The sequence below is a fragment of the Amycolatopsis sp. NPDC039088 genome, from assembly GCF_055598845.1.
Window position 1 is genome coordinate 54,571 of sequence record NZ_JBVKAE010000041.1, and the last position, 24,059, is coordinate 78,629.

The following is a 24,059-nucleotide window of genomic DNA, read 5'->3' on the forward strand; positions in this document are numbered from 1 at the left end:
TGTGCGGAACGTGAAACCGTGTTCAGCACAACGTGGGGTGGCCGCCTCCGACGGCCCGATACGTGTCGGGTACGTTAAGTCCAGATCGTGACGATTCCCCCGGCGGAGTGAACGCCGGCCGGGAGAACCGGAAGGAGCCCAGTGGGCGCGCTGGTACTAGCCGAGGGTGCGGAGTTCACGCCGCCTGGCGTCAAAGACTTCAACCTACCGCCGTTGTTCGGCTCCGGCTATTGGTTGAGCTTCACCAAGCCGATGTTGCTGGTGGTCATCTCCCTGATCATCCTCGTCACCTACTTCATGGTGTCTTCGCGCCGGTTGAAGGTCGTCCCGGGCAAGGGACAGTTCATCGCCGAATCGATTTACAACTTCGGCCGCAACAACATCGCGCGGGAACAGATCGGCTCTGCCGACTTCAAGCCGTTCATCCCGCTCGTGCTCGGCCTCTTCAGCTTCGTGCTGGTGAACAACATCTTCGGGATCCTCCCGTTCTTCCAGTTCCCGACTATGGCGCGAATCGGCTTCCCGGTCGCTCTCGCGTTCCTTGTCGTTTACCCGGTGTACCACTACGTCGGGTTCAAACGCCACGGTTTCAAGGGTTACCTGAAGAAGGAACTGGCGCCGGCCGGTATTCCCGGATTCGTTCTGCCGCTGTACTCCACCATCGAGTTCGCGCAGAAGTTCTTCATCGCACCGGCCACCCTGGCCATCCGGGTGTTCGCCGCGATGTTCGCCGGTCACCTGATCATCATGGTCTTCACGCTCGGCGGGAGCTTCCTGCTGACCGAGGGCGAAGGAATCGTGAAGGTCGCGTCGCCGGTGGCGTTCCTCTTCGCCATCGCGATGACCTTCCTGGAGGCATTCATCCAGGTCCTGCAGGCATACATTTTCGCACTGCTGTCCGCAGGGTACATCGGCGCCGCGCTGGCGTCGGAGCACTGAGAAACACCAAAAGCCCCCGATCCGCGTGAGTCGCGCGGACCGAGTTTGAAGGGAAACGCACGTGAGCAACATCGTTCTTGCGCAGGCTGCCGAGGCCGCTACCAACATCAACCCGGGTCTCGCCGCCATCGGTTACGGCCTCGGCGCGATCGGCCCCGGTATCGGTGTGGGTCTGATCTTCGCCGCGGTCATCAACGGCACCGCCCGTCAGCCGGAGGCGCAGGGCAAGCTGCAGAGCATCGCCTTCTCGACCTTCGTGCTGACCGAGGTGCTCGCGCTGATCGGTATCGTCATCTACTTCCTCGCCTCCGCCTAAGGCTGAGTTCCGCTCACCGCTTAAGGAGACGTTGTGCTGAAGACCGAATTGGCGTTGGCCGCCGCCGAAGCGCCGCCCAACCCGATCGTGCCGCACATTCCCGAGCTCATCCTCGGTTTCATCGCCTTCCTTCTGCTGCTGTTCGTTCTGAAGAAGTACGTCGTCCCGCGTTTCGAGACGGCCTACGAAGAGCGGACCAAGCTGATCGAGGGTGGCATCGAGCGGGCCGAGAAGGCACAGGCCGAAGCCGAAGAAAACCTTGCGCAGTACAAGGCGCAGCTGGCGGAAGCCCGTTCCGAGGCCGCGAAGATCCGCGACGACGCCCGGCTCGAAGCCGAGCAGATCAAGGCGGAGCTGCGGGCCGAGGCGGAGTCCGAGTCCCAGCGCATCGTCGCCCAGGGCCAGGCTCAGCTGCAGGCCCAGAAGGCGCAGATCATCGCCGAGCTGCGCGCCGAACTCGGCCGTAACTCCGTCGAGCTGGCCAGCCGCATCGTCGGCGAGTCGCTCGCGGACGACGCGCGCCGCCACGGCACCGTGGACCGGTTCCTTGCCGAGCTGGAGACCGCGGGCGCCTCCAACGGAGCGGGAAAGTAGACCAGAATGACGCTGCATGCTGCGAGCCGTGAAGCGCTCGACCTCGCCGAGAATCGTCTCGGCGAGGTACTGGCCGCCGCGGGTACCGACCCGGCGACGGTCGGCGACGAGCTGCTTTCGGTCGTCGCCCTGCTGGACCGGGAGATCGGCCTGCGCCGGGCCGTCGCCGACGGTTCGGCGACGCCCGAAGCCCGGATCGGCCTCGCTCGCGGGATCCTCGCGGGCAAGGTTTCCGAACCGGCCCTGCAGGTGCTCGACTCCGTGGCCGGCAGCCGCTGGTCGAGCCCGCGCGAAATGACCGACGGGCTCGAGGCCCTCGGCCGCTCGGCGCTGCTCACCAGTGCGGAGAAGTCCGGGAACATCGACGCTGTCGAAGACCAGCTGTTCCGGGTCACTCGTATCGTTGCGGGTGCGCCGGAGCTCGAACAGGCGCTGTCCGACCTGACCGCTCCCGCCGAGGCGAAGCGGACCCTCGTCCGCACCCTGTTCGCCGACAAGGTGGACGTGGTCACCGAGACCCTCGTCGAGCAGGTCGTCCTGCGCGCCAAGGGCCGCGGGGTCGCCAACGCCCTCGAGCGGCTGGTCCAGCTGGCCGCGGAACGCCGTCAGCGCTCGGTCGCCCAGGTGACCAGCGCGAGCGCGCTGTCCGACGAGCAGCACGCTCGGCTGAGCGAGAAGCTCAACGCCCTTTACGGGCGGCAGCTCGCGCTGCACGTCGAGGTCGACCCGTCACTGGGCGGCGGACTCGTCGTCCGCGTCGGCGACGAGGTCATCGACGGCAGCACCGCGGGGCGCATCGACGCCCTGCGTCGCCGGCTGGCCGGCTGACCCACCACAACGACTTTGCACACTGGCACGAACGAAGCGAGAGCGGGATTGAAATGGCGGAGCTGACGATCTCCTCGGATGAGATCCGTAGCGCGATCGAGAACTACGTCTCGAGTTACGCCCCGGACGTGAGCCGGGAAGAAGTTGGCGTCGTCATCGACGCCGGTGACGGCATCGCCCACGTAGAGGGCCTGCCCTCGGCGATGGCCAACGAGCTGCTCGAGTTCCCCGGCGGGGTCCTCGGGGTGGCGCTGAACCTGGACGCGCGCTCCATCGGTGCCGCGATCCTCGGTGACTTCGAGACCGTCGTCGAAGGCCAGCAGGTCAAGCGGACCGGTCAGGTCCTCTCGGTTCCGGTCGGCGAGGGCTACCTCGGCCGCGTCGTGAACCCGCTGGGCGCCCCGATCGACGGCCTCGGCGAGATCGAGACCACCGGCCGCCGTCCGCTGGAGGTCAAGGCCGCTTCGGTGGTCGAGCGCCAGCCGGTGTCGGAGCCGCTGCAGACCGGTATCACCGCGATCGACGCGATGACCCCGATCGGCCGTGGCCAGCGTCAGCTGATCATCGGTGACCGCAAGACCGGCAAGACCGCGGTCGCGGTGGACACGATCATCAACCAGAAGGCCAACTGGGACTCCGGCGACCCGAAGCAGCAGGTTCGCTGCATCTACGTCGCGGTCGGCCAGAAGGGCTCCACGATCGCCGCGGTGAAGAAGTCCCTCGAGGACGCCGGCGCGATGGAGTACACCACCATCGTCGCGGCCCCCGCGTCGGACTCCGCCGGCTTCAAGTGGATCGCGCCGTACACCGGCTCGGCCATCGGCCAGCACTGGATGTACGAGGGCAAGCACGTCCTCATCGTGTTCGACGACCTGACCAAGCAGGCCGACGCCTACCGCGCGATCTCGCTGCTGCTGCGTCGCCCGCCGGGCCGTGAAGCCTTCCCCGGCGACGTCTTCTACTTGCACTCCCGTCTCCTCGAGCGTTGCGCGAAGCTCTCGGACGAGCTGGGCGCGGGCTCGCTGACCGGTCTCCCGATCATCGAGACCAAGGCGAACGACGTGTCGGCCTACATCCCGACGAACGTCATCTCGATCACCGACGGTCAGTGCTTCTTCCAGTCGGACCTCTTCAACGCCGGTCAGCGCCCGGCCATCGACGTGGGTATCTCGGTTTCCCGCGTGGGTGGTGCCGCGCAGGTCAAGGCGATGAAGGACGTTTCGGGTTCGCTCCGTATCGACCTGTCGCAGTACCGCGAGCTGGAGGCCTTCGCGGCCTTCGCCTCGGACCTCGACGACGCGTCGAAGGCGCAGCTCGAGCGTGGCGCCCGGCTGTACGAGGTGCTCAAGCAACCGCAGTACTCGCCGATCCCGGTCGAGGAGCAGGTCGTCACCGTGTACCTCGGTACCAACGGCCACTTCGACACCGTCCCGACCGAGGACGTGCGCCGCTTCCGCGACGAGTTCGTCGACTCCGCGCGCCGCAAGCACGGCGAGCTGCTCAAGGACATCCGCGAATCGGGCAAGTTCTCCAAGGAGACCGCCTCCGGGCTGGTCGACGCGGTGAACGAGTTCAAGAAGGAGTTCACCACCTCCGAGGGCAAGAGCCTGGTCGAGGTCTCCGACGCGATGGACGCCGAGAAGGTCGGGCAGGAGACCGTCAAGGTCAACAAGCCCGCACCGAAGAAGTGAGCTGGTAGCTCATGGCCGCACAACTCCGAGAACTCCGGTCGCGTATCAAGGCGACCAAGTCCATCGGCAAGATCACCAAGGCGATGGAGCTCATCGCCACCGCGCGCATCACCAAGGCGCGGGCGAAGGTCGCGGCGTCGCGGCCCTACGCGGACGAGATCACGAACGTGCTCTCCGCGCTGGCCAGCGCCTCGGCGAACCTCGACCACCCGCTGCTGGTCGAGCGCCCCAACCCGAAGCGCGCGGCGGTCCTCGTGATCACCAGCGACAAGGGTCAGTGCGGTGGGTACAACTCCAACGTGCTGAAGGCGACCGAGGAGCTCCTCACGCTGCTGCGTGAGCAGGGCAAGGAGCCGGTGCTGTACGTGACCGGCAACAAGGGGCTGAGCTACTACCGGTTCCGCGGCCGCGAGGTGACCGAAGGCTGGACGGGCTTCTCCGACCAGCCGGGTTACGTCAACGCCGCGACCGCCGGTGAGCTCATCGTCGAGTCGTTCCTGAACGGCGCCGACGACGAGGCGGGCAACGCCGACGGCATCCTGGGTGTCGACGAAATCCACGTCGTCTACACCGAGTTCGTCTCGATGCTCACCCAGCGTCCGACGGCCAAACGCGTCGCGCCGCTCGAGGTCGAGTACACCGAGGGCGACGAGGTGAAGCCCGAAGGTCTGCTCCCGAGCTACGAGTTCGAGCCCAGCGCCGAGAAGCTGCTCGGCGCCTTGCTGCCGAAGTACATCAACACGCGGATCTTCGCGGCGATGCTCGAGTCGGCGGCGTCCGAACTCGCGGCTCGCCGTACCGCGATGAAGGCGGCGTCGGACAACGCGAACGATCTGGTGAACACGCTGACGCGGGAGGCGAACCAGGCCCGCCAGGCGCAGATCACCCAGGAGATCTCCGAAATCGTCGGTGGAGCGAACGCTCTCACCGCAGCAGGAAGTGATGACTGATGACCAGTACTGAAGCCCGTGCCAAGGGGCGCATCGTCTCGGTGACCGGCCCGGTCGTCGACGTCGAATTCCCGCGCGGTTCCGTTCCCGACCAGTTCAACGCGCTCAAGGTCGAAATCGAGTTCGAGCAGCTCCGCAAGACGGTGACGCTCGAGGTCGCCAGCCACCTCGGTGACAACCTCGTCCGCACCATCTCGCTCCAGCCGCAGGACGGCCTCGTCCGTGGCGCCGAGGTCACCGACACCGGCGGCCCCATCACCGTCCCGGTCGGCGACAAGGTCAAGGGCCACGTCTACAACGCGCTCGGCGAGTGCCTCGACGAGCCCGGCTACGGCGACGACCTCGAGCGCTGGGGCATCCACCGTAACCCGCCCGCCTTCGACCAGCTCGAAGGCAAGACGAAGATGCTGGAGACCGGCCTCAAGGTCGTCGACCTGCTGACCCCGTACGTCGAGGGTGGCAAGATCGGCCTGTTCGGCGGTGCCGGCGTCGGCAAGACGGTGCTCATCAAGGAGATGATCACCCGTGTCGCCCGGAACTTCGGTGGTACCTCGGTGTTCGCCGGTGTCGGCGAGCGCACCCGTGAGGGCAACGACCTCTTCCTGGAGATGTCCGAGGACGGCGTCATCAACGACACCGCCCTCGTCTTCGGCCAGATGGACGAGCCGCCGGGCACCCGTATGCGGGTCGCGCTGTCCGCGCTGACCATGGCGGAGTACTTCCGCGATGTGCAGAACCAGGACGTGCTGCTCTTCATCGACAACATCTTCCGGTTCACCCAGGCCGGTTCCGAGGTGTCGACCCTGCTGGGCCGCATGCCTTCGGCCGTGGGTTACCAGCCGACGCTGGCCGACGAGATGGGTCAGCTCCAGGAGCGGATCACCTCGACCCGTGGTCGTTCGATCACCTCGATGCAGGCGATCTACGTCCCCGCGGACGACTACACCGACCCGGCCCCGGCGACGACGTTCGCCCACCTGGACGCCACCACGGAGCTTTCGCGTGGCGTGTTCCAGAAGGGCATCTTCCCGGCGGTGGACCCGCTGGCGTCGACGTCGACCATTCTCGACCCGGCCATCGTCGGTGAGGACCACTACCGCGTGGCCTCCGAGGTCATCCGGATCCTGCAGAAGTACAAGGAGCTGCAGGACATCATCGCGATCCTCGGGATGGACGAGCTCTCGGAAGAGGACAAGCTCACCGTTCAGCGCGCGCGTCGCATCGAGCGGTTCCTGTCGCAGAACATGCTGGTCGCGGAGGCCTTCACCGGTCAGCCGGGTTCGACCGTGCCGCTGTCGGAGACCATCGAGTCGTTCGACCGCATCACCAAGGGCGACTTCGACCACTACCCGGAGCAGGCGTTCCTGGGTATCGGTGGCCTCGAAGACCTCGAGAAGAAGTACAAGGAAATCACCAAGAAGTGATGTTCCGATGAGCGGCGGGATCAGTGTCTACTGTGGACGCTGGTCCCGCCGTTCGCATAGTTGGAACTTTGACTATTAGACTCGGTGGCAGCACCTGAGGTGAAGGGAAGCTACGTGGCTGAGATTTCTGTCGAGCTGGTAGCCGTCGAGCGCCGTCTCTGGTCCGGTACCGCCACGTTCGTGGTGGCGCAGACCACCGAGGGCGAGATCGGCATCATGGCCGGTCACGAGCCTGTACTCGGGCAGCTCGTCGAGGGTGGCATCGTCAAGGTGACGACCACGGACGGCGAGACCGTGACCGCCGCGGTGCACGGCGGTTTCCTGTCGGTCACCGCGACCGGCGTGAGCATCCTCGCCGAGAGCGCGGAGCTTTCGGACGAGATCGACGTCGATGCGGCCAAGAAGGCGCTGAGCGGCGAAGACGAGCAAGAGCGGGCTAGGGCGACCGCCCAGCTTCGCGCGGCCGGTCAGTCAGTCTGACCGGGCGAAGGACAGGGGCCGGGCCGTGGAAATCGCCGTGGGTGTTCTCGGGGCCCTGACCATCCTGGCCGTGCTCGCGGCCTGGTATTCGTTGCGATGGGTCCGGATGCGCCGTGGTGGCGGCGTGAGCGTCGCGCTGCGGTGGCGTCCGGACGAGGCGCGGTCCAGCTGGCATCTGGGGCTGGGCCGCTACGAGGGCGAGCAGTTCGTCTGGTTCCGCGTCTGGAGCCTGCGCACGGGCCCCGACCGCGTGTTCCAGCGCGTGAGCATGGAGATCGCGGACAGGCGCGATCCGTCCGGCACGGAGGCGTACGCCGTCCCCGAAGGTTCGATCGTCCTGCGGTGTGAATCCGCCACGCAGGAGGCGATCGAGATCGCGATGGGCCCCGGCGCCCTCACCGGCTTCCTCTCCTGGCTGGAGTCGGCCCCGCCCGGACGTCGGCTGCCGCGCGCTTCCTGAATCGGTTCCGCCGGGACGTCGTATGCTCACGCCGTGACCATCGTCGACATCCCCGGTTCGAAGTCGATCACCGCCCGAGGCCTGTTTCTCGCGGCCGCCGCGCACGGTACGACGGTGCTGAGCAGGCCATTGCGCTCGGACGACTCCGAGGGCTTCGCCGAGGGCCTGGTCAAGCTCGGCTATCAGGTCACCCGTTCCGATGGTGAGTGGACCATCGAGGGCCGTCCCGAAGGCCCCGCCGTCGACAGCGCCGAGGTCTTCTGCCGCGACGGCGCCACCACCGCACGCTTTCTCCCCACACTGGCCGCCGCCGGCCACGGGACCTTCCGTTTCGACGCGTCCGAGCAGATGCGCGCCCGGCCGCTGGGGCCGCTCACCGACGCGCTGCTCGAACTGGGCGTCGACCTCACCTTCGAAGGCTCGCCGGGGCACCATCCGCTGGTGGTCCGGGCCGCCGGGATCAAGGGCGGGAACATCACGCTGGACGCGGGCCTGTCGTCACAGTTCCTGACCGCGTTGCTGCTGGTCGGCCCGCTGACCGCCGAGGGACTGCGGATCACCGTCACCGACCTCGTTTCGGTGCCGTATGTCGAGATCACCATCGCGATGATGCGGCGCTTCGGTGTCGAGGTCGTCCGGGACGGCGACACGTTCGTCGTGCCGCCCACGCCGTACCGGGCCTGCCGCTACGAGATCGAGCCCGACGCTTCGACGTCGAGCTACTTCTTCGCCGCAGCCGCGCTGACCGGCCGGTCCGTGACGATCCCGGGGCTGGGCGCGGGCGCGCTGCAAGGGGATCTGGGGTTCGTCGAAGTCCTGCGGCAGATGGGCGCGGACGTCGAGGTGGGCCCGGACGCGGTCACCGTGACCGGAACGGGCGGGCTGCGCGGCGTCACGGTGAACATGCGCGACATCTCCGATACCGTGCCGACGCTCGCGGCCATCGCGCCGTTCGCGGCCGGGCCGGTGCGGATCGAGGACGTCTACAACACGCGGATCAAGGAATGCGACCGGCTGGCCGCCTGCGAGGAGAACCTGCGCGCGGTGGGTGTCGCGGTCGAAACGGGGCGGGACTGGATCGAGATCCAACCTGGTGTGCCGACGGGGGCGCTCGTGAAGTGCCGGCGGGATCACCGCATCGCGATGGCGTTCAGCGTCACGGGGCTGCGTACCGAGGGGATCACGCTGGACGACCCGGGTTGTGTGAAGAAGACGTTCCCCGGCTTCCATGACGCCCTCGCCACCCTCCGCGCCTCCTGGGGCGTTTAGTCCTCTAAATGCGCCCGCGGAAACATGGGATCATCACGAAGCGGCATTTCTACCGGGCTAGGGACGTGATCCACGTCTATTCTCGGTCCATGACTCAGAGCGAGGACATGAACCGCTGGAGCCACCTTCCCGAATCCGCGTCCCTTGAGGACACGATCACGATGAAGGCGATAGACCCGGGCAAGGACGGAACGCCCGACGTCGACCTCGAGCGCTATTGGGCAGCACAGGAACAGGGCTGAGCGTGAGCTGAAGGGCGCGGTGAAAGCGTCCTTCAGCTCGCTCCGCCGGGCTGCCACAGGATGTCGCCGTCCGGGTTCGCCAGCCGCGACAGGATGAACAGCAGGTCCGAAAGCCGGTTCAGGTACTTGATCGCCAGCTGGTTCGTCGTGGCCTGTTCGACCTCGTACAGCGCCCAGCCGGAGCGCTCGGCCCGCCGGGCGACCGTGCGGGCCTGATGCAGGAAAGCCGCCCCCGGGGTGCCACCCGGCAGGATGAACGACGTCAGCTTCGGCACGCGCTCGTTGAACTCGTCGCACCAGCCTTCGAGCCGCTCGATGTACCGCTCGGTGATGCGCAGCGGTTCGTACGGCGGGTTCTCCACGATCGGCGCGCACAGATCCGCGCCCACGTCGAAGAGATCGTTCTGCACCGCACGCAGGACCTCGGTGATTTCCGCCGTCAGAGAGCCCATCGCGATCGCGAGCCCGATCACGGAGTTGGCTTCGTCGACGTCGGCGTACGCGGACAGCCGCGGCGACGTCTTCGGCACACGCGAACCGTCACCGAGCGCCGTGGTGCCGTTGTCGCCGACCTTCGTGTACACGCGGTTGATGCGAACGACCATGGAACCGACTCTACCGGCCCGGCGTAAGGCAAATCGGGACGAGAGGGCATGATTGGCGCCCATGAGTGAGCACTTCGACGTGCACGGCGGAGCACGGCTGGTCGGCGAGGTCGACGTGGTCGGGGCGAAGAACAGTGTCCTGAAATTGATGGCCGCGGCCCTGTTGGCCGAGGGCACCACCACCATCACGAACTGCCCCCAGATCCTGGACGTCCCGCTGATGGGTGACGTCCTTCGCAGTGTGGGTTGCGACGTCGTCATCGACGGCGACACCGCGAAGATCACCACCCCCGCCGAGCTGTCGCACCGCGCCGATTCGGCCGCGATGGGCAAGCTGCGCGCGTCCGTCTGCGTGCTGGGGCCGTTGGTCGGCAGGCTCAAGCAGGCCGTCGTGGCGCTGCCCGGCGGCGACGCGATCGGCTCGCGGCCGCTCGACATGCACCAGAACGGCCTCCGCAAGCTGGGCGCCACCAGCACCATCGAGCACGGCTGCGTCGTGGCGAAGGCCGACGGCCTGCGCGGCGCGCAGATCTGGCTGGACTTCCCGAGTGTCGGCGCCACCGAGAACATCCTGATGGCCGCAGTCCTCGCCGAGGGCACCACGGTCATCGACAACGCCGCGCGCGAACCCGAGATCGTCGACATCTGCACGATGCTCACCGACATGGGCGCGAAGATCGAGGGCGCGGGCACCTCGACCCTCACCGTCGAGGGCGTCGAGAAGCTGAACCCGACCGAGCATCGCGTGATCGGCGACCGGATCGTCGGCGCGACCTGGGCGTTCGCCGCCGCGATGACCCGAGGCGACCTGACCGTCCGCGGCGTCAACCCGCACCACCTCGACCTGGTCCTCGACAAGCTCCGCCTGGCGGGCGCCGAGGTCGAGACGTTCGACGGCAAGGGCTTCCGGATCGTCCAGCCCGAGCGGCCGAAGGCGGTCGACTGGGTGACGTTGCCGTACCCCGGTTTCGCGACCGACCTGCAGCCGTTCGCGGTGGCGCTGTCGGCGGTGGCCGACGGGACGTCGATGATCACCGAGAACATCTACGAGGCGCGGTTCCGCTTCATCGAGGAGATGATGCGGCTCTCCGGCGACGCGCGCACCGACGGCCACCACGCCGTCGTCCGTGGCGTTGAGCGGCTTTCCAGCGCGCCGGTGTGGGCGTCGGACATCCGGGCCGGCGCCGGGCTGGTGCTCGCCGGGCTGTGCGCGGACGGCGTCACCGAGGTCTGGGACGTCTTCCACATCGACCGCGGGTACCCGCATTTCGTGGAGAACCTGAACCGGCTCGGCGCCCGTATCGAGCGCGTCGCGGGGGAACCCGAGCGCGCATCCTGAGCTCCTTCACGCGGCTGATCGCGTGTCCGTGAAGGCCTCCTTCACTTACCTTCAGGGTCAATGCCAGGAAGTTAAGCGACGGTGCCTGAGGTTTCCCTGATCGTCCATAAAGGACGCTTACCGTGGTAAATTGTCCGTTTGAGTAGCATTTGCCCGTATTTCCAAGTCTGTGAAGGCCTCCTTGAGGGACTCTGGGTCCCTCAAGGAGGCCTTCACGGACCCACCCCTGACCAGGGAAAACACGCTAAAGCAGCACCACGCCACCGACCTTAAGTTCCTGGCATTGACCTTCAGGGTAGGGAAGGAGGCCTTCACGGACTCCGCGATCGCCTCGCCGAATCACCGCTCATATGCTGGTCAGTTGCCGGCCCACCGGTCGTGATCGGCGCGGGCGCGATCAGGGCAGGGCGACGAACGCGGCGAGGAAGTTCCGCGCCGTCGGCGAGTCCAGCCGGTAGGTGACGTTGGTGGCGTAGCAGGGCCCGTCACCGGTGATGGTCGTCGACACGAGGACGCGCTGGCCGCCGACGGTGGCGAAGTTCGGCCCGCCGGAGTCGCCGTAGCAGGCGCCGCCGTTGCCCTGGGGCGCTGTCATCGCGAGCCGCACCCACGTGTTGTTCAGCGCGTTGAAGGTGACGGGCGCCTTCATGCGGACGCCGCCGCCCGGGTGAGTGTGGCCGCCTGGGCCGTTGACGGCCTCCTGCGTGCCGTAGCCCGCGACCACGAACGGCGTCGAGTTCAGGCCCTGCGGGCCGAGCTTGTCGAGCTGACCGGCGCTCGGCAGCTTGGCGGGGGTGAAGGTCCAGCGTGCGGCGACCTGCTTGGCGGGCAGCTGGACGACGGCGATGTCGTGCGAATCGGCGGAGTTGCCCGGGTAGCCGGGCTCGCTGTGCGCGACGCCCTCCACGGCGACGGCCTTGGCGATCGCGGCCGGGTCGCCGGGGTACTTCTTCGCCGCCGCGTCGAGACCCGCTTGCACGTCTTGGTCGAATGAGACGAAGAACCGCACGTTGGCAGGCCAGTCGGTGGTGCAGTGCGCGGCGGTGAGGAACGTGTCGGCGTCGACCATGGTGCCGGAGCACACCCAGTCGACCCGGTCGGGTGTCGCCGGATCGTCGTCGTTGTCCCAGGTGGCGACGAGCGCGCCGACTTCCGTGCGTTCCGGCGCCGGGGTGGCGTTGTAGGAGTTGATGGCGGGCGCGGCGGTGGCGCCGCCCAGTAGCAAGGCGGCGGCCAGCGCCGCGACGGTGGCGGCGGGGGTGAACCTCACGAACGGCCTCCTCGTCTCGGTGCTCTGGAGACGGGATTCAACGTGGTGGACGCGGGAAAGTCATCCGCCGAAAGTAGTCACGCGTTCCGGCGCCGCCGGGTCCCCGCGAACACCGCGGCACCGCCCGCGGTCAGTAATCCCAGCCCGGTCAGCAGCGCGGATTCGAGCTCGAAACCGGTCTTGGCCAGCGAAAGTGTGCTCGCGACGGCGACGTCGGCGCGGGGTGTGGCGGCCGCCGCGGGGGCCGCCGCCGATGCGACAGCGGGAACGGCGACCCCGGCCCGCGGTCCCTCGGGTGGGTGAGTTCCGCCCGGCGGATTCGTGGCGGGCGGTGTCCGGTCCGGTACGCAGGCGGTATGCGCCGGGTTGCCGCGCCCGACACCGTGGTTGCGGTCGCATTCGTAGCCGGCGTTGGCGTCCGAGCCACCGGGCAGCTGGCCGCGCGGGTTCTTGTTGTCCGCCTTGCCGACACAGCCCGCGCAGGGTTTCCCGGCGGCTTCGCCACCGCCGTTGCCGTTGACGGACGGCGATCCGTCCCGCGTGGAGTCGTACGGCCCGTGCTTGTTCGCGCCGTGGCCGGAGAAGTCCGCTTTGGACGGTGGTTGCGGTTTGGTGGTGTCCTGAGCGTGGCCGGGCGGAGTGCCGTTGTCGCCGTGCTCGACGGCGTCGGCCGTGCCCGCGCCGAAAAGAACGAGGGAGAAGGCGGCTCCGGCGATCACGCCGTAGGTCTTCTTGTTCATCGAAGCCTCCCTAAGTCGCGCCATTGCGACATATGGAGTATCGCGTGAACGGCCGTAGGGGTTACTCGAACACGAGCGCGGCGCCGAAACCGACCAGCGCGGTGCCGGTGACGCCGTCGAGCGCGCGGCGGACCTTGCGGCGTTCCAGCCAGGTCCGCACGCGGTGCACGAAGAGCAGGAGCACCATCAGCCAGATGAAGCCCAGCACCGCGACGGTGTAGGCGAGCAGCAGCGCGTGCCACGCGGACGTCGTCGCGGGGTCGAGGAACTGCGGGAGCACCGACAGGTACAGGACGAGGACCTTCGGATTGGTGATGTTGGAGAGGAAACCTTCGCGGAAGCGGCGGAACCCGCTCGCCCGTTGGTGTTTCACCGCGTCGACGCCGGAGTAGTCACCCCGCCACGCGCCGCGCAGCGCCTGGAAACCGAGGAAGACCAGGTAGGCGGCGCCGAGCCACTTCAGCGTCACGAACACCGGCTGCGACTGCGCGATCACGACCCCGAGGCCGAGCGCGGCGGCGGTGCCCTGGGTCGCGTTGGCCACGAAGATCCCGGCCGTGGCGAGGAAACCGCCGCGGCTGCCGCCGGACAGCGAGTTCTTGAGCATCACCATCGTGTCCGGGCCGGGAGCGAGGACGATCAGGATGACGATGACCAGATAGCTGCTGTACGAACTCCACGTCACAGTGGCCCACGCTAGCCGCCGGACGTGGGCGGGTCTCGCGGATTTCGGTCACAGTGCCGGTCACGATTCCGGCAAAGCCCTGGCCAGGGGAAGGATGCGGACTTATCGTCCGCTCATGTATCTGGGGGATACGGGTTTGCTGCCCGGTGAGCGCTTGATCTGGGAAGGTGCGCCCAAGCGCCTCTCGGCGTTCGACAAGAGCGACCTGATGATCGTGCCGGGACTGGCGATCATGGGCGCCTGGTACTACTTCTACACGCGAGACGGGGAGGAGTTCCCTGCCTTCTGGTACATCATCCTGGTCTTCATCGTGCTGGGCTGGATCTGGCAGCCGATCCAGCGCTACTTGAAGCTGAAGTCCACTTCGTACGCCGTGACCGACCAGCGGGTGGTGGCCTGGGTCAGGGGCAACCTGAGCACGTCGGCCTACCTGGAGGCGTTGGGGCCGCCGCAGATGGTGGAGCACGGTGACGGGACCGGGACGGTGACCTTCAGTACCAGGACGGTCGCCTCCGAAAAACGCACGGGATTCTTCGCCGGCTTCCTCAAGACCGACGACGACGCGCTGCCCGAGTTGAGCGGGATCGAAGACGCCCGGCGCGTTCGCGACCTCATCGCGACGGCACAGCGGCCGCCCCGCTAGATCCGTTCGGCCCGGAAGGGAACCGACGAACGGACACTGTCGCCCGTGCGAGTCACGGGTAGTGTGCCTTGGCATGCATGAGGGGCAGATCGACCTCCTTCCGGGCGAACGGGTCATCTGGGCCGGACATCCGGTGCGCAGGCCCCTCTTCAACCCCGGCGACTACTTCAACGTCCCGTTCGGCCTGCTCTGGCTGGGCGGCGTCACCGCGTTCTTCGTCTACCACCACGAAACGGCGTTCCACATGATCGCCTGGTTCGTGCTCACCGTCGCGGGCGTCCTCCATCTCGCCGGCAGGCCGCTCATCCGCTACCTCCGGCTCGCCTCGACCACCTACGCCGTCACGGACGGCCGGGTCATCGCGACCAGTTCGCTGGTGCGCCGCAAGGACGAGTCCGCGCCGCTGGCGGAGCTGGACGATCCCGTCGTCACCCCTGGTCCCGGCAAGACCGGGACGATCACGTTCGGCAGGCTCGGCGTGCTGGCGTGGGCGTCGGCGAACTACGGCACCGGCCACGGCAAGGGCCGGAAGGCCCCGGTCATCCTGGTCGGGGTCAGCGAGGTCGGCAAGGTCCGCGAAAAACTGGCGAAGGCCGTCGAAGAGGCGCGGAACAACCGAAATCCCTAGGAGAACCCGGGACGGTCACGAGGTGACCGTCCCGGGCGCCGGAGACTCAGGGCCAGTTGCCGGTGATGCGGTTGGAGACGAAGGTCGCGCTGACGGTGTTGGTATCGGTGTCGATCAGCGTGACCACGGCGCGGAGTTCGTCCTGGCCGCTGTCCTCGTTGAGCGCGTTACCGGTCACGACGGTGTCGAAGTCGCCGCTGAGGCCGAAACCGGCGCTCGCTCCCAGCGCGGTCAGCGGGACGTTGAAGAGGAATTCGGCGAGCTTGCCGCTGTCGTCACCGCGGATCGTCACGATGAACGGGTCACCGGCGTCGTCGACGTACTCCTGTGCCTCCGCCAGGCTCATGTGCACATCGATGCCGACGTGGACGGCGAAGAGCCCGTTGTCGAGCCGGTTGATCGCGAAGCACAGGTTGCTGCTCGCTCCTCCCGTGCAGGTCTGCACCGCCGACGCCGGCGCCGCCGTCAGGCCGGCGGCGCCGAAGATCGCCGCGACGGCGATCAGGGCCTGCAGCAGACGGCGTTTGACGTGGACGCGCGGCCGGACGTCCTCGGTGGCCAGTTCGCGGCTCATGGCTTTCTCCTCAAGATCTTCATCGGCTTCCTCCGGTTCGCGATGTGGCGTTCTGCCAGTGCTCCGAAGGGTGACCGCGGCCGCCTACGGTTCGTTTATGGTCCGGTTACCGCGTAATGAGGCCGGGCGCCGGATCGATTAACCACCGGTGCCGGATGTGAGGGGACTGGCCTTCCGGGTGCTCGGCCCGCTGGAGGTCGAGGCGGGCGGGCGGCTGCTGGAGGTGGGCGGCCCCCGGCTGCGGGCGCTGCTGGCTCTGCTGGTGGCGGACGCGGGCCGGGTGGTGAGCCTGCCCGCGCTGGTCGAGGGCCTCTGGGGGTTTCGGGCGCCGCCGGACGCCGACCGGACAGCGCGGGTATACGTGTCGCTGCTGCGCAAAGCGCTGCGGCAGGCCGCCGGTGACCGGCCGGATCAGGAGCTGATCGTGACCCGCCGTCCGGGGTACGTGCTGTTGCTGGAGCCGGACGCGGTCGACGCGGTCCGGTTCGAACGGCTCGCCGCGGCCGGGCGGCGGTCGTTGGCCGCGGGGGAGCCCACGGTCGCGGTGGAGCGGTTGACCGCCGCGCTGGGGCTGTGGCGGGGTGACGCCTACGGTGAATTCGCCGACACCCCCGCGCTGAGGGCCGAGGCCGGGCGGTTGGCGCAGGTCCGCGTTTCCCTTGTGGCGGACCGGATCGAGGCCGGTCTCGCGGTCGGCGAAGGGGAGCGGATGGTCGCCGAGCTGGACCGGCTGACCGGTCGCCATCCTGGGCACGAACGGTTGTGGGGACTGTTGATGACGGCCCTTTACCAGGCAGGACGGCAGGCCGACGCGCTCACCGCGTATCGCCGCGCTCGCGCCGCGCTGGTCAAGAACTCCGGCGTGGAACCGACTCCGGTACTCACCGCCATCCACCGGCGGATCCTCGGCCACGATCCCCGGCTGCTCGTCCCCGCTCCCGCCCGCGGCGGCCCGCCTGCCCGCCCGGCCCAGCTGCCCCCGGCGGTGCCGGGATTCACCGGCCGCGCGGTCGAACTGTCCACTTTGGACGCGGTGCTGGAGAGGGGAGAGGTGGCCGTCTCCGCCGTGTCCGGGACGGCGGGGGCGGGGAAGACCACGCTGGCCGTGCATTGGGCACACCGGGTGACTGCCCGGTTCCCGGACGGGCAGTTGTACGTCGACCTGCGCGGATTCGACCCGGCGGGTGCGGCGCTGGACCCGGCCGACGTGCTGCGGGGTTTCCTGGACGCCCTCGGCGTGTCGATGGCGCGGCTCCCCGCCGATCGCGACGCGCTGACCGGTCTGTACCGCAGTGTCCTGGCGGGCAAGCGGGCCTTGGTGGTGCTGGACAACGCCGGAGACGTCGAACAGGTCCGTCCGTTACTGCCTGGCTCCGCCGGTTGCCTGGTCTTGGTGACCAGCCGTGACCAGCTCGCGCCGCTGATCGCCGTCGAAGGCGCCCACTCACTGGCGCTGGACCTGCTGTCCCCGGCCGAGGCGAGGGAGCTGCTGGTCCGGCGGCTCGGACCGGACCGGGTGGCGGCCGAACCCGCCGCGGTGGCGGCGATCATCGCCGGATGTGCGGGCTTGCCGTTGGCGCTGGCCGTTGTCGCGGCACGGGCCGCCCTTCGCCCCGCCTTCCGGCTCGCCACGGTGGCGGCTCAGCTGGACGACGTCACCTGCGTGCTGGACGCCCTCCACGGCGGTGATGGCGCCACCGACGTCCGTGCCGTGTTCTCCTGGTCTTACCGGGCGTTGAGCACCGGAGCCGCCCGGCTGTTCCGCCTGCTGGGCCTGCATCCCGGACGGGACATCGGGACGGCGGCCGCGGCCAGCCTCGCCGGTGTCCCGCTTCCGGCGGTGCGAGCGCCGCTGACCGAGCTGACGCGGGCCAACCTGCTCACCGAACACGCGCCGGGCCGGTACACCTTCCACGACCTGCTGCGTGCCTACGCCGCCGAACAGGCCAGGGCCCACGGCGGCGGCGACCGGACGGCCCGGCGCCGGTCGATCGACCACTATCTGCACACCGCCCACGCCGCGGCCCTGCTGCTCCAACCGCATCGTGCCCATCCGATCACGGTGCCCCCACCCACGACGGGAGTCACCGTCGCGCCGCTCGCCGATCTCCGGCAGGCGCTGACCTGGTTCACCCTCGAACGTCCCACGCTGCTGGCCGTCATCGACGCGGCCGCCGCCTCCGGATCGGACGCGTACACCTACCAGCTGGCTTGGACACTGGCGACTTTTCTCGAACGGCGGGGGCATTGGCACGACTTGGCCGCCACCCAGCGCTCCGCCGTGGAGGCCGCGCGCCGACTGGCCGACCGGCCCGCCGAGGCCCACGCTCACGACAGCCTGGCCGGCGCCTATGTCCGGTTGGGCCGGTTCGCCGATGCCCACACGCAGCTGCGGTTCGCCCTCGTCCTGTTCGGCGGGCTCGGCGACCGGGCCGGCCAGGCCCATACCCATCTCGACTTCGGCTGGATGTTCGAGCGGCAGGGTCACTACGCCGAGGCGCGCGACCACGCCATGCTGGCTCTCGGGCTCTTCCGGGCCGACGGACACCAGGACGGGGAGGCCAGAGCGCTCAATCAGATCGGCTGGTGCCACGCCCAGCTCGACGACCACCGGCAGGCCGTCACCTGGTGCCGGCAGGCCCTCGCCCTGCATCAGGCGCTCGGCGACCGTTCCGGCGAGGCCCACACCTGGGACAGCCTCGGCCACGCCCACCACCATCTCGGCTTTCGGCAGGAGGCCATCACCTGCTACCGGCACGCGATCGACCTGTTCCGACGGCTGGGTGATCGCTACAACGAAGCCGGGACGCTCACGCATTTCGGCAACGTCCATCAGGCCGCCGGGGACTCGGGGGCCGCCAACGCCGCCTGGCAGCACGCCATCGCCATCCTCGGCGAGCTCGATCAGCCCGAGAATGACCCGACTGTGTCCGGTTCAACTGCGCGGCAGATGTTACCGGCCGGTACACTCGGTGGGTCGTCCAGCGCCGGAGGTGCACCGTGCCCTATCCCACGGACCGTGAACGGGACCGACCCTGGGTGATGCGGACCTACGCCGGTCACTCGTCCGCGGCCGCGTCCAACGAGCTTTACCGACGCAACCTCGCCAAGGGGCAGACAGGTCTCTCGGTCGCCTTCGATCTGCCGACGCAGACCGGCTACGACCCGGATCACCAGCTCTCCAAGGGTGAGGTCGGCAAGGTCGGCGTCCCGGTTTCGCATCTCGGGGACATGCGCCGCCTTTTCGACGGCATCCCGCTCGCCGAGGCCAACACGTCGATGACGATCAACGCGCCCGCCATGTGGCTGCTGGCGCTCTACGTCTCCGTGGCGCGCGAGCAGGCCGAAGCCGAGGGCCGTGACGTCGACGAGGTGCTGGCCAAACTCACCGGCACCACGCAGAACGACATCATCAAGGAATACCTCTCCCGCGGCACGTACATCTTCCCGCCGGGGCCGAGCCTCCGCCTGATCACCGACATGATCGCGTGGACGGTGCACCACGTGCCGAAATGGAACCCGATCAACATCTGCAGCTACCACTTGCAGGAGGCCGGTGCGACGCCGACACAAGAGGTCGCGTACGCGCTGTGCACCGCCATCGCCGTCCTCGACGCCGTCCGGGATTCCGGTCAGGTCGAACAGGCCGACATGGCCAAGGTGGTCGCGCGGATCTCCTTCTTCGTCAACGCCGGGGTGCGGTTCGTCGAAGAGATGTCCAAGATGCGCGCGTTCACCGCGCTCTGGGACGAGATCACCCGTGATCGTTACGGCGTAACGGATCCGAAGGCGCGGCGGCTGCGCTACGGCGTCCAGGTCAACTCGCTGGGACTCACGGAGGCTCAGCCGGAGAACAACGTCCAGCGCATCGTGCTGGAAATGCTCGCGGTCTCGCTTTCCCGCGGCGCCAGGGCGCGCGCGATCCAACTGCCCGCCTGGAACGAGGCGCTCGGCCTGCCCCGGCCGTGGGATCAGCAGTGGGCGTTGCGGATGCAGCAGGTGCTGGCCTTCGAAACCGACTTGCTGGAGTACGAGGACATCTTCGACGGCTCGCACGTCATCCAGGCCAAGGTCGACGAGATCATGGCCGGCGCGCGTGAAGAGATCGCGCGGGTGCAGGATCTCGGCGGCGCGGTCGCGGCCGTCGAGAGCGGCTACATGAAGTCGCAACTCGTCGCCTCGCTCGCCGAGTACCGGCGCGGTATGGAGAACGGCGAGCGGATCCTGGTCGGGGTCAACAAATTCGACACCACGGAGCCGTCACCGCTGCAAGCCGAAGGTGCCAAAGCGATCGAAACGATCGACCCGGCCGTCGAAAAACAGGCCGTCAGCGCGATCGAGGAATGGCGGGCGCACCGCGACAACGCGGCAGTCGAGTCTTCGCTGGAGAAGCTGAAGGCCATCGCGAAGACCTCGGAGAACCTGTTCGAGGCCACGATCGACTGCGCCCGCGCCGGCGTCACCACCGGCGAATGGTCGGGGGCGCTGCGCGAGGTCTTCGGCGAATACCGCGCTCCCACCGGGGTTTCCGCTTCCGCGGCGGCGGGGGAGGGCAACGAGGAGCTCCGCCGCGTACGCGATCGGGTCAAGGCGACGAGCACCGAGATCGGCGAGCGGCTGCGGATCCTGGTCGGCAAACCCGGTCTCGACGGGCATTCCAACGGCGCCGAGCAGGTGGCCGTGCGGGCGCGCGACGTCGGTTTCGAGGTGGTGTACCAGGGGATCCGGCTCACCCCGGAACAGATCGTCGCGGCCGCCGTCCAGGAGGGCGTGCACGTGGTCGGGCTTTCGGTGCTCTCGGGTTCGCATCTCGAGGTCGTGCCCCAGGTCGTGGACGGGCTGCGGGCCGCGGGCGCGGGCGACATCCCGGTCATCGTCGGCGGCATCATCCCGCCCGACGACGAGAAGCTCCTTCTGGAGCGCGGGATCGCGCGGGTCTTCACGCCCAAGGACTACGAACTCACCGACATCATGGACGGAATTGTCGGATTGGTGCGGGAGCGCCACGGTCTGAGCACGTAAAGTCACCGTAAATCTCGGTACCGTAACGGCGGATGGTGAGTGAGCCGCTCACACTGCCCGGACAAAGGTACCCACCTACGTTTCGATTAAACCGATTAATCGAAAAGGGGTGCGGCGATGGCGCACGGCGAGTGGTCGAGGCGAGAATTCTTCCGGCGGTCGGCTGTTCTGGGAGCGGTGACGATCGGCGGCCCGGTGCTGTTGTCCGCGTGCACGTCGACGTCTTCCGGGGACGCGCTGCAGGCGGCCAAGGACGCGAAGAAGATCAAGATCGGAATCGCGAACGAAGCGCCTTACGGCTTCACGGACCAGAGCGGCAAGGTCACCGGCGAGGCACCCGAAGTCGCCCGCGCCGTCTTCAAGGCCATGGGTATCGACAACGTGGAAGCCGAAGCGGTCTCCTTCGATCAGTTGATCCCCGCGCTCAACGCCAGGAAGTACGACATCGTCGCGGCGGGGATGAACATCAAGAAGGAGCGGTGCGACGCCGCGGCCTTCTCGATCCCCGACTACTCGGCGCTGACCGCTCTGCTGGTGCCCAAGGGAAATCCGCAGCAGGTGCTGAAGTTCGAAGACATCGCGGCCAAGAAGGTCAAGGTCGCCGTGCTCTCGGCGGCCGTGGAGAAGGGCTACGCCACCGACTCCGGTGTCGCCGAGGACCAGATCGTCACCCTCGATTCGCAGGACAACATGCTCCGCGCGGTCACCGACGGCCGCGTGTACTGCGCCGCGCTCACCGACATCTCCCTCAAGGACGTCCTGGCCAAGAGTCCGGGCGCCGCCGCGGAAGTGACCCCGGGCTTCGACCCGGTCAAGGACGGCAAGCCGGTCGTCTCCGCCGGTGCCTTCGTCTTCCGCAAGGACGACAACCCCTTGCGCGAGGCGTTCAACGCCGAACTCAAGAAACTGCACGACAGCGGTGAATGGACCAAGATCGTGACGCCGTTCGGCTTCTCGGCGGACAACCTGCCGAAGGCCGACGTCACCACCGAGAAACTCTGCGCGGTGTAACGGGGCTGACGTCATGTCGTCGTCGGTATCGCACATCATCACCACCGTCCTCAGTGGACTGACCGCGACCGTCGCCGCCGCGCTCGGCGGGATCGCGCTCACCGTGGTGCTTTCCCTGGTCGCCGGGCTCGCGCTGAGATCGCCGTCCCGGACGGTGCGCGGGATTTCCCGCGTCTACGTCGAGATCTTCCGTGGCACCTCGGAAGTCGTCCAGTTGTTCTGGCTGTACTTCGTCCTTCCGGTACTGGTCGGCCTGCAGCTCGTCCCGATGTTCGCGGGGATCCTGGTGCTGGGGCTCAACCACGGGGCCTACGGCGCGGAGATCGTCCGAGGCGCGGTGAACTCGGTCCCGCGCGCGCAGTTCGAAGGCGCCATCGCGCTCAATCTGACCCCCGCCCAGCGGATGCGGCGGGTGATCCTGCCGCAGGCGTTCGCGGAAATGCTGCCACCGTTCAACAATCTCTTCATCCAGTTGCTGAAGAGCACCGCCCTGCTGTCGTTCATCGGTGTCCCGGAGATGGCGCGCCAAGGTGAACTGCTGCGGCCGGTGTTCAGTGCCGAGATCGGCTGGATCTACGGCACCGAACTCGTGCTCTACCTCCTGCTCGCGCTCATGATCACGAGCGGCATGCGGCTGCTGGAACGAATCGCGGCGCGGCGGCTCGGCCGGGCTCCGGCCAAGATGACGGCCACCGCGGGAGGTGTGTGATGGACTGGAGCTGGGAAGCGGCGTTCGACTCGATTCCGCTGCTGCTGGAAGGGCTTCTCGTCACCGTCGAGATCACCCTGCTCGCGTCCGTCGTCGCGTACGCGCTCGGGCTGGTGTTCGCGCTGATCCGCCGGACGGGGATTCCCGTGCTGTCACAGGTGGTCCGGCTGTTCATCGAGTTCGTCCGCAGCACTCCGTTGCTGATCCAGGTGTTCGCGATCTTCTACGTCGTGCCACCGTTGACGGGGTTCACGATGTCGCCGTTCGTCACCGGTGTGGTGGCGCTCGGCGTGCATTACGCGACCTACGCCGCCGAGGTCTACCGTGCCGGGATCGAAGCCGTCCCGAAAGGACAGTGGGAGGCCGCGACCGCGCTGAATCTGCCGAGGTCACGGGTGTGGACCGCGGTCGTCCTGCCGCAAGCGGTCCCGCGGGTACTGCCCGCCCTCGGCAACTACACGATCTCGATGTTCAAGGAAACCCCGTTGCTGCTGGCGATCGGCGTCGTCGACGTCCTGGCGAGGGCGAAGGAGGTCGGCGCCGACACGTTCCGCGTCATCGAGCCCTACACCCTGGCCGGGGTGCTGTTCCTGCTGGTGAGCCTGCCGGCTTCGATTCTGGTGAGAAGGTTGGAGCGCCGTGCCGCCCACAGTTGATTCCCCGATGATCCGGTTCTCGCAGGTGGTCAAGTCCTACGGCGATCACGTGGTGCTGCGGGACCTCGATTTCACCGTCGCGCCAGGGGAGTTCGTCTCGCTGATCGGGCCGAGCGGATCCGGGAAGACGACGATCCTGCGGCTGCTGATGACACTGGAGAAGGTCGACGGCGGCACCATCGAGGTCTGCGGTGACTACCTGAGTCACCTGAAACGCGGCGAGAAACTGGTACCCGCCGACGAGAAGTACCTGCGGGCCGTGCGCAAGCGGATCGGCATGGTGTTCCAGCAGTTCAACCTGTTCCCCAACATGAACGTGCTGCGCAACATCACCGAGGCGCCGATCCACTCGCTCGGCGTTTCCCGGGACGAGGCCGAAGCGCGAGCCGTCGAACTGCTGGAGATGGTGGGGCTTTCGGACAAGAAGGACGCGCATCCCACCCGGCTTTCCGGCGGCCAGCAGCAGCGCGTCGCGATCGCCCGCGCGCTCGCGATGCGGCCGGACGTGCTGCTGCTGGACGAGGTCACCTCCGCGCTGGACCCCGAACTCGTCGCGGACGTGCTGCGGGTGCTGCGCGAGATCGCGGCGTCGACCGACATCACGATCCTTTGTGTCACGCACGAAATGCAGTTCGCGCGGGACGTTTCGGACCGGGTGATGATGTTCGACCAGGGGCGGGTCCTGGAGGACGCCACGCCGGAGAAGCTGTTCAACGATCCCGATCACGACCGGACGCGACGGTTCCTCAAGGCCGTGATCGACCGCGCGTGAGGCGTCGGTACAGCGGGTCGTGAGTGGCGATTCGGGTTCTATTGAGGGGTAAGGCAAACATGGCGTGATCGCCTCGCTGATGTGAAGGTCCCCTTCCCTACCCTGAAGGCCAGGGGCCCGGCGAAGTCGCATAAGTGCTGGTCGGCTGCACCTCTATAGCGGGACAAGACGAACGCGTCGTGGTGGACACGGCGGGAGCGGGCCCACGCAAG

Annotated in this window: 25 protein-coding genes; 20 read left to right on the forward strand and 5 right to left on the reverse strand. The window is 67.8% G+C overall.

Annotated features, from left to right (window positions below):
- Positions 1-141 precede the first annotated feature (141 nt).
- The 11 genes from atpB (at position 142) to ACZ7KI_RS36545 (ending at position 9,193) form a co-directional block, all read left to right on the forward strand.
- Positions 142-939 carry a F0F1 ATP synthase subunit A gene (gene atpB / locus ACZ7KI_RS36495; protein WP_470277573.1) on the forward strand — a complete coding sequence of 266 codons (798 nt, stop codon included), beginning with the start codon at positions 142-144 and terminating at the stop codon, positions 937-939.
- 61 nt (positions 940-1,000) lie between these two features.
- Positions 1,001-1,255, forward strand: coding sequence for an ATP synthase subunit c family protein (locus ACZ7KI_RS36500; protein WP_044852450.1), 255 nt, complete (start codon positions 1,001-1,003; stop codon positions 1,253-1,255).
- Between the two features lie 33 nt (positions 1,256-1,288).
- Positions 1,289-1,849, forward strand: a complete 561-nt coding sequence (locus tag ACZ7KI_RS36505) for a F0F1 ATP synthase subunit B (RefSeq protein ID WP_470277574.1) — start codon at positions 1,289-1,291, stop codon at positions 1,847-1,849.
- 6 nt (positions 1,850-1,855) lie between these two features.
- Complete coding sequence (locus tag ACZ7KI_RS36510) at positions 1,856-2,677, forward strand: F0F1 ATP synthase subunit delta (protein WP_470277575.1); 822 nt, start codon at positions 1,856-1,858, stop codon at positions 2,675-2,677.
- Between the two features lie 53 nt (positions 2,678-2,730).
- Positions 2,731-4,368, forward strand: coding sequence for a F0F1 ATP synthase subunit alpha (gene atpA / locus ACZ7KI_RS36515; RefSeq protein ID WP_470277576.1), 1,638 nt, complete (start codon positions 2,731-2,733; stop codon positions 4,366-4,368).
- Positions 4,369-4,379: 11 nt separating this feature from the next.
- Positions 4,380-5,318, forward strand: a complete 939-nt coding sequence (locus ACZ7KI_RS36520; RefSeq protein ID WP_470277577.1) for a F0F1 ATP synthase subunit gamma — start codon at positions 4,380-4,382, stop codon at positions 5,316-5,318.
- Positions 5,318-6,742, forward strand: a complete 1,425-nt coding sequence (atpD, locus tag ACZ7KI_RS36525) for a F0F1 ATP synthase subunit beta (RefSeq protein ID WP_037320060.1) — start codon at positions 5,318-5,320, stop codon at positions 6,740-6,742. The genes ACZ7KI_RS36520 and atpD overlap by 1 nt, the downstream gene beginning before the upstream one ends.
- 114 nt (positions 6,743-6,856) lie before the next feature.
- The gene (locus tag ACZ7KI_RS36530) at positions 6,857-7,222 is read left to right on the forward strand and encodes a F0F1 ATP synthase subunit epsilon (RefSeq protein WP_470277578.1); all 366 of its coding nucleotides are present in this window, start codon (positions 6,857-6,859) and stop codon (positions 7,220-7,222) included.
- 25 nt (positions 7,223-7,247) lie between these two features.
- Complete coding sequence (locus tag ACZ7KI_RS36535) at positions 7,248-7,682, forward strand: DUF2550 domain-containing protein (protein ID WP_465461418.1); 435 nt, start codon at positions 7,248-7,250, stop codon at positions 7,680-7,682.
- Positions 7,683-7,715: 33 nt separating this feature from the next.
- Positions 7,716-8,951, forward strand: a complete 1,236-nt coding sequence (gene aroA / locus ACZ7KI_RS36540) for a 3-phosphoshikimate 1-carboxyvinyltransferase (RefSeq protein WP_470277579.1) — start codon at positions 7,716-7,718, stop codon at positions 8,949-8,951.
- A gap of 89 nt (positions 8,952-9,040) precedes the next feature.
- On the forward strand, positions 9,041-9,193 hold the full coding sequence (locus ACZ7KI_RS36545; protein ID WP_470277580.1) for a hypothetical protein: 153 nt from the start codon (positions 9,041-9,043) through the stop codon (positions 9,191-9,193).
- A 32-nt stretch (positions 9,194-9,225) separates the two neighbouring features.
- Here ACZ7KI_RS36545 and ACZ7KI_RS36550 read toward each other — a convergent pair whose 3' ends face one another.
- Complete coding sequence (locus ACZ7KI_RS36550; protein WP_470277581.1) at positions 9,226-9,798, reverse strand: cob(I)yrinic acid a,c-diamide adenosyltransferase; 573 nt, start codon at positions 9,796-9,798, stop codon at positions 9,226-9,228.
- A 61-nt stretch (positions 9,799-9,859) separates the two neighbouring features.
- Between ACZ7KI_RS36550 and murA the strand changes: the two genes are divergently transcribed.
- Positions 9,860-11,137 carry a UDP-N-acetylglucosamine 1-carboxyvinyltransferase gene (gene murA / locus ACZ7KI_RS36555; protein WP_465461414.1) on the forward strand — a complete coding sequence of 426 codons (1,278 nt, stop codon included), beginning with the start codon at positions 9,860-9,862 and terminating at the stop codon, positions 11,135-11,137.
- Between the two features lie 397 nt (positions 11,138-11,534).
- Here murA and ACZ7KI_RS36560 read toward each other — a convergent pair whose 3' ends face one another.
- The 3 genes from ACZ7KI_RS36560 to ACZ7KI_RS36570 all read right to left on the reverse strand — a co-directional run bounded on the left by ACZ7KI_RS36560 (position 11,535) and on the right by ACZ7KI_RS36570 (position 13,832).
- Positions 11,535-12,407 (reverse strand): trypsin-like serine protease, encoded by an 873-nt coding sequence (locus ACZ7KI_RS36560; RefSeq protein ID WP_470277582.1) that lies wholly within the window; start codon positions 12,405-12,407, stop codon positions 11,535-11,537.
- A 77-nt stretch (positions 12,408-12,484) separates the two neighbouring features.
- Positions 12,485-13,147, reverse strand: coding sequence for an LPXTG cell wall anchor domain-containing protein (locus tag ACZ7KI_RS36565; protein WP_470277583.1), 663 nt, complete (start codon positions 13,145-13,147; stop codon positions 12,485-12,487).
- A gap of 61 nt (positions 13,148-13,208) precedes the next feature.
- Positions 13,209-13,832: a LysE family translocator gene (locus ACZ7KI_RS36570; protein WP_470277584.1), complete on the reverse strand. Its 624-nt coding sequence runs from the start codon at positions 13,830-13,832 to the stop codon at positions 13,209-13,211.
- 115 nt (positions 13,833-13,947) lie between these two features.
- Between ACZ7KI_RS36570 and ACZ7KI_RS36575 the strand changes: the two genes are divergently transcribed.
- Positions 13,948-14,475, forward strand: a complete 528-nt coding sequence (locus tag ACZ7KI_RS36575; protein ID WP_470277585.1) for a hypothetical protein — start codon at positions 13,948-13,950, stop codon at positions 14,473-14,475.
- A 73-nt stretch (positions 14,476-14,548) separates the two neighbouring features.
- A complete protein-coding gene (locus ACZ7KI_RS36580) occupies positions 14,549-15,103 on the forward strand; it encodes a hypothetical protein (RefSeq protein ID WP_470277586.1) in 555 nt (184 codons plus the stop codon).
- A gap of 46 nt (positions 15,104-15,149) precedes the next feature.
- On the opposite strand, the gene ACZ7KI_RS36585 is transcribed toward ACZ7KI_RS36580, so the two are convergent.
- Positions 15,150-15,677 carry a hypothetical protein gene (locus tag ACZ7KI_RS36585; RefSeq protein WP_470277587.1) on the reverse strand — a complete coding sequence of 176 codons (528 nt, stop codon included), beginning with the start codon at positions 15,675-15,677 and terminating at the stop codon, positions 15,150-15,152.
- Positions 15,678-15,825: 148 nt separating this feature from the next.
- Between ACZ7KI_RS36585 and ACZ7KI_RS36590 the strand changes: the two genes are divergently transcribed.
- The 6 genes from ACZ7KI_RS36590 (at position 15,826) to ehuA (ending at position 23,847) form a co-directional block, all read left to right on the forward strand.
- A complete protein-coding gene (locus ACZ7KI_RS36590) occupies positions 15,826-18,720 on the forward strand; it encodes an AfsR/SARP family transcriptional regulator (RefSeq protein ID WP_470277588.1) in 2,895 nt (964 codons plus the stop codon).
- Positions 18,720-20,699 carry a protein meaA gene (locus tag ACZ7KI_RS36595; RefSeq protein WP_470277593.1) on the forward strand — a complete coding sequence of 660 codons (1,980 nt, stop codon included), beginning with the start codon at positions 18,720-18,722 and terminating at the stop codon, positions 20,697-20,699. Before ACZ7KI_RS36590 ends, ACZ7KI_RS36595 begins: the two co-directional genes overlap by 1 nt.
- 117 nt (positions 20,700-20,816) lie before the next feature.
- A complete protein-coding gene (ehuB, locus tag ACZ7KI_RS36600; protein WP_470277589.1) occupies positions 20,817-21,710 on the forward strand; it encodes an ectoine/hydroxyectoine ABC transporter substrate-binding protein EhuB in 894 nt (297 codons plus the stop codon).
- 13 nt (positions 21,711-21,723) lie between these two features.
- Positions 21,724-22,419, forward strand: a complete 696-nt coding sequence (ehuC, locus tag ACZ7KI_RS36605; RefSeq protein ID WP_470277590.1) for an ectoine/hydroxyectoine ABC transporter permease subunit EhuC — start codon at positions 21,724-21,726, stop codon at positions 22,417-22,419.
- The gene (gene ehuD, locus ACZ7KI_RS36610) at positions 22,419-23,075 is read left to right on the forward strand and encodes an ectoine/hydroxyectoine ABC transporter permease subunit EhuD (RefSeq protein WP_470277591.1); all 657 of its coding nucleotides are present in this window, start codon (positions 22,419-22,421) and stop codon (positions 23,073-23,075) included. The genes ehuC and ehuD overlap by 1 nt, the downstream gene beginning before the upstream one ends.
- Before the next feature lie 7 nt (positions 23,076-23,082).
- Positions 23,083-23,847, forward strand: coding sequence for an ectoine/hydroxyectoine ABC transporter ATP-binding protein EhuA (gene ehuA, locus ACZ7KI_RS36615; RefSeq protein ID WP_470277594.1), 765 nt, complete (start codon positions 23,083-23,085; stop codon positions 23,845-23,847).
- Positions 23,848-24,059 lie beyond the last annotated feature (212 nt).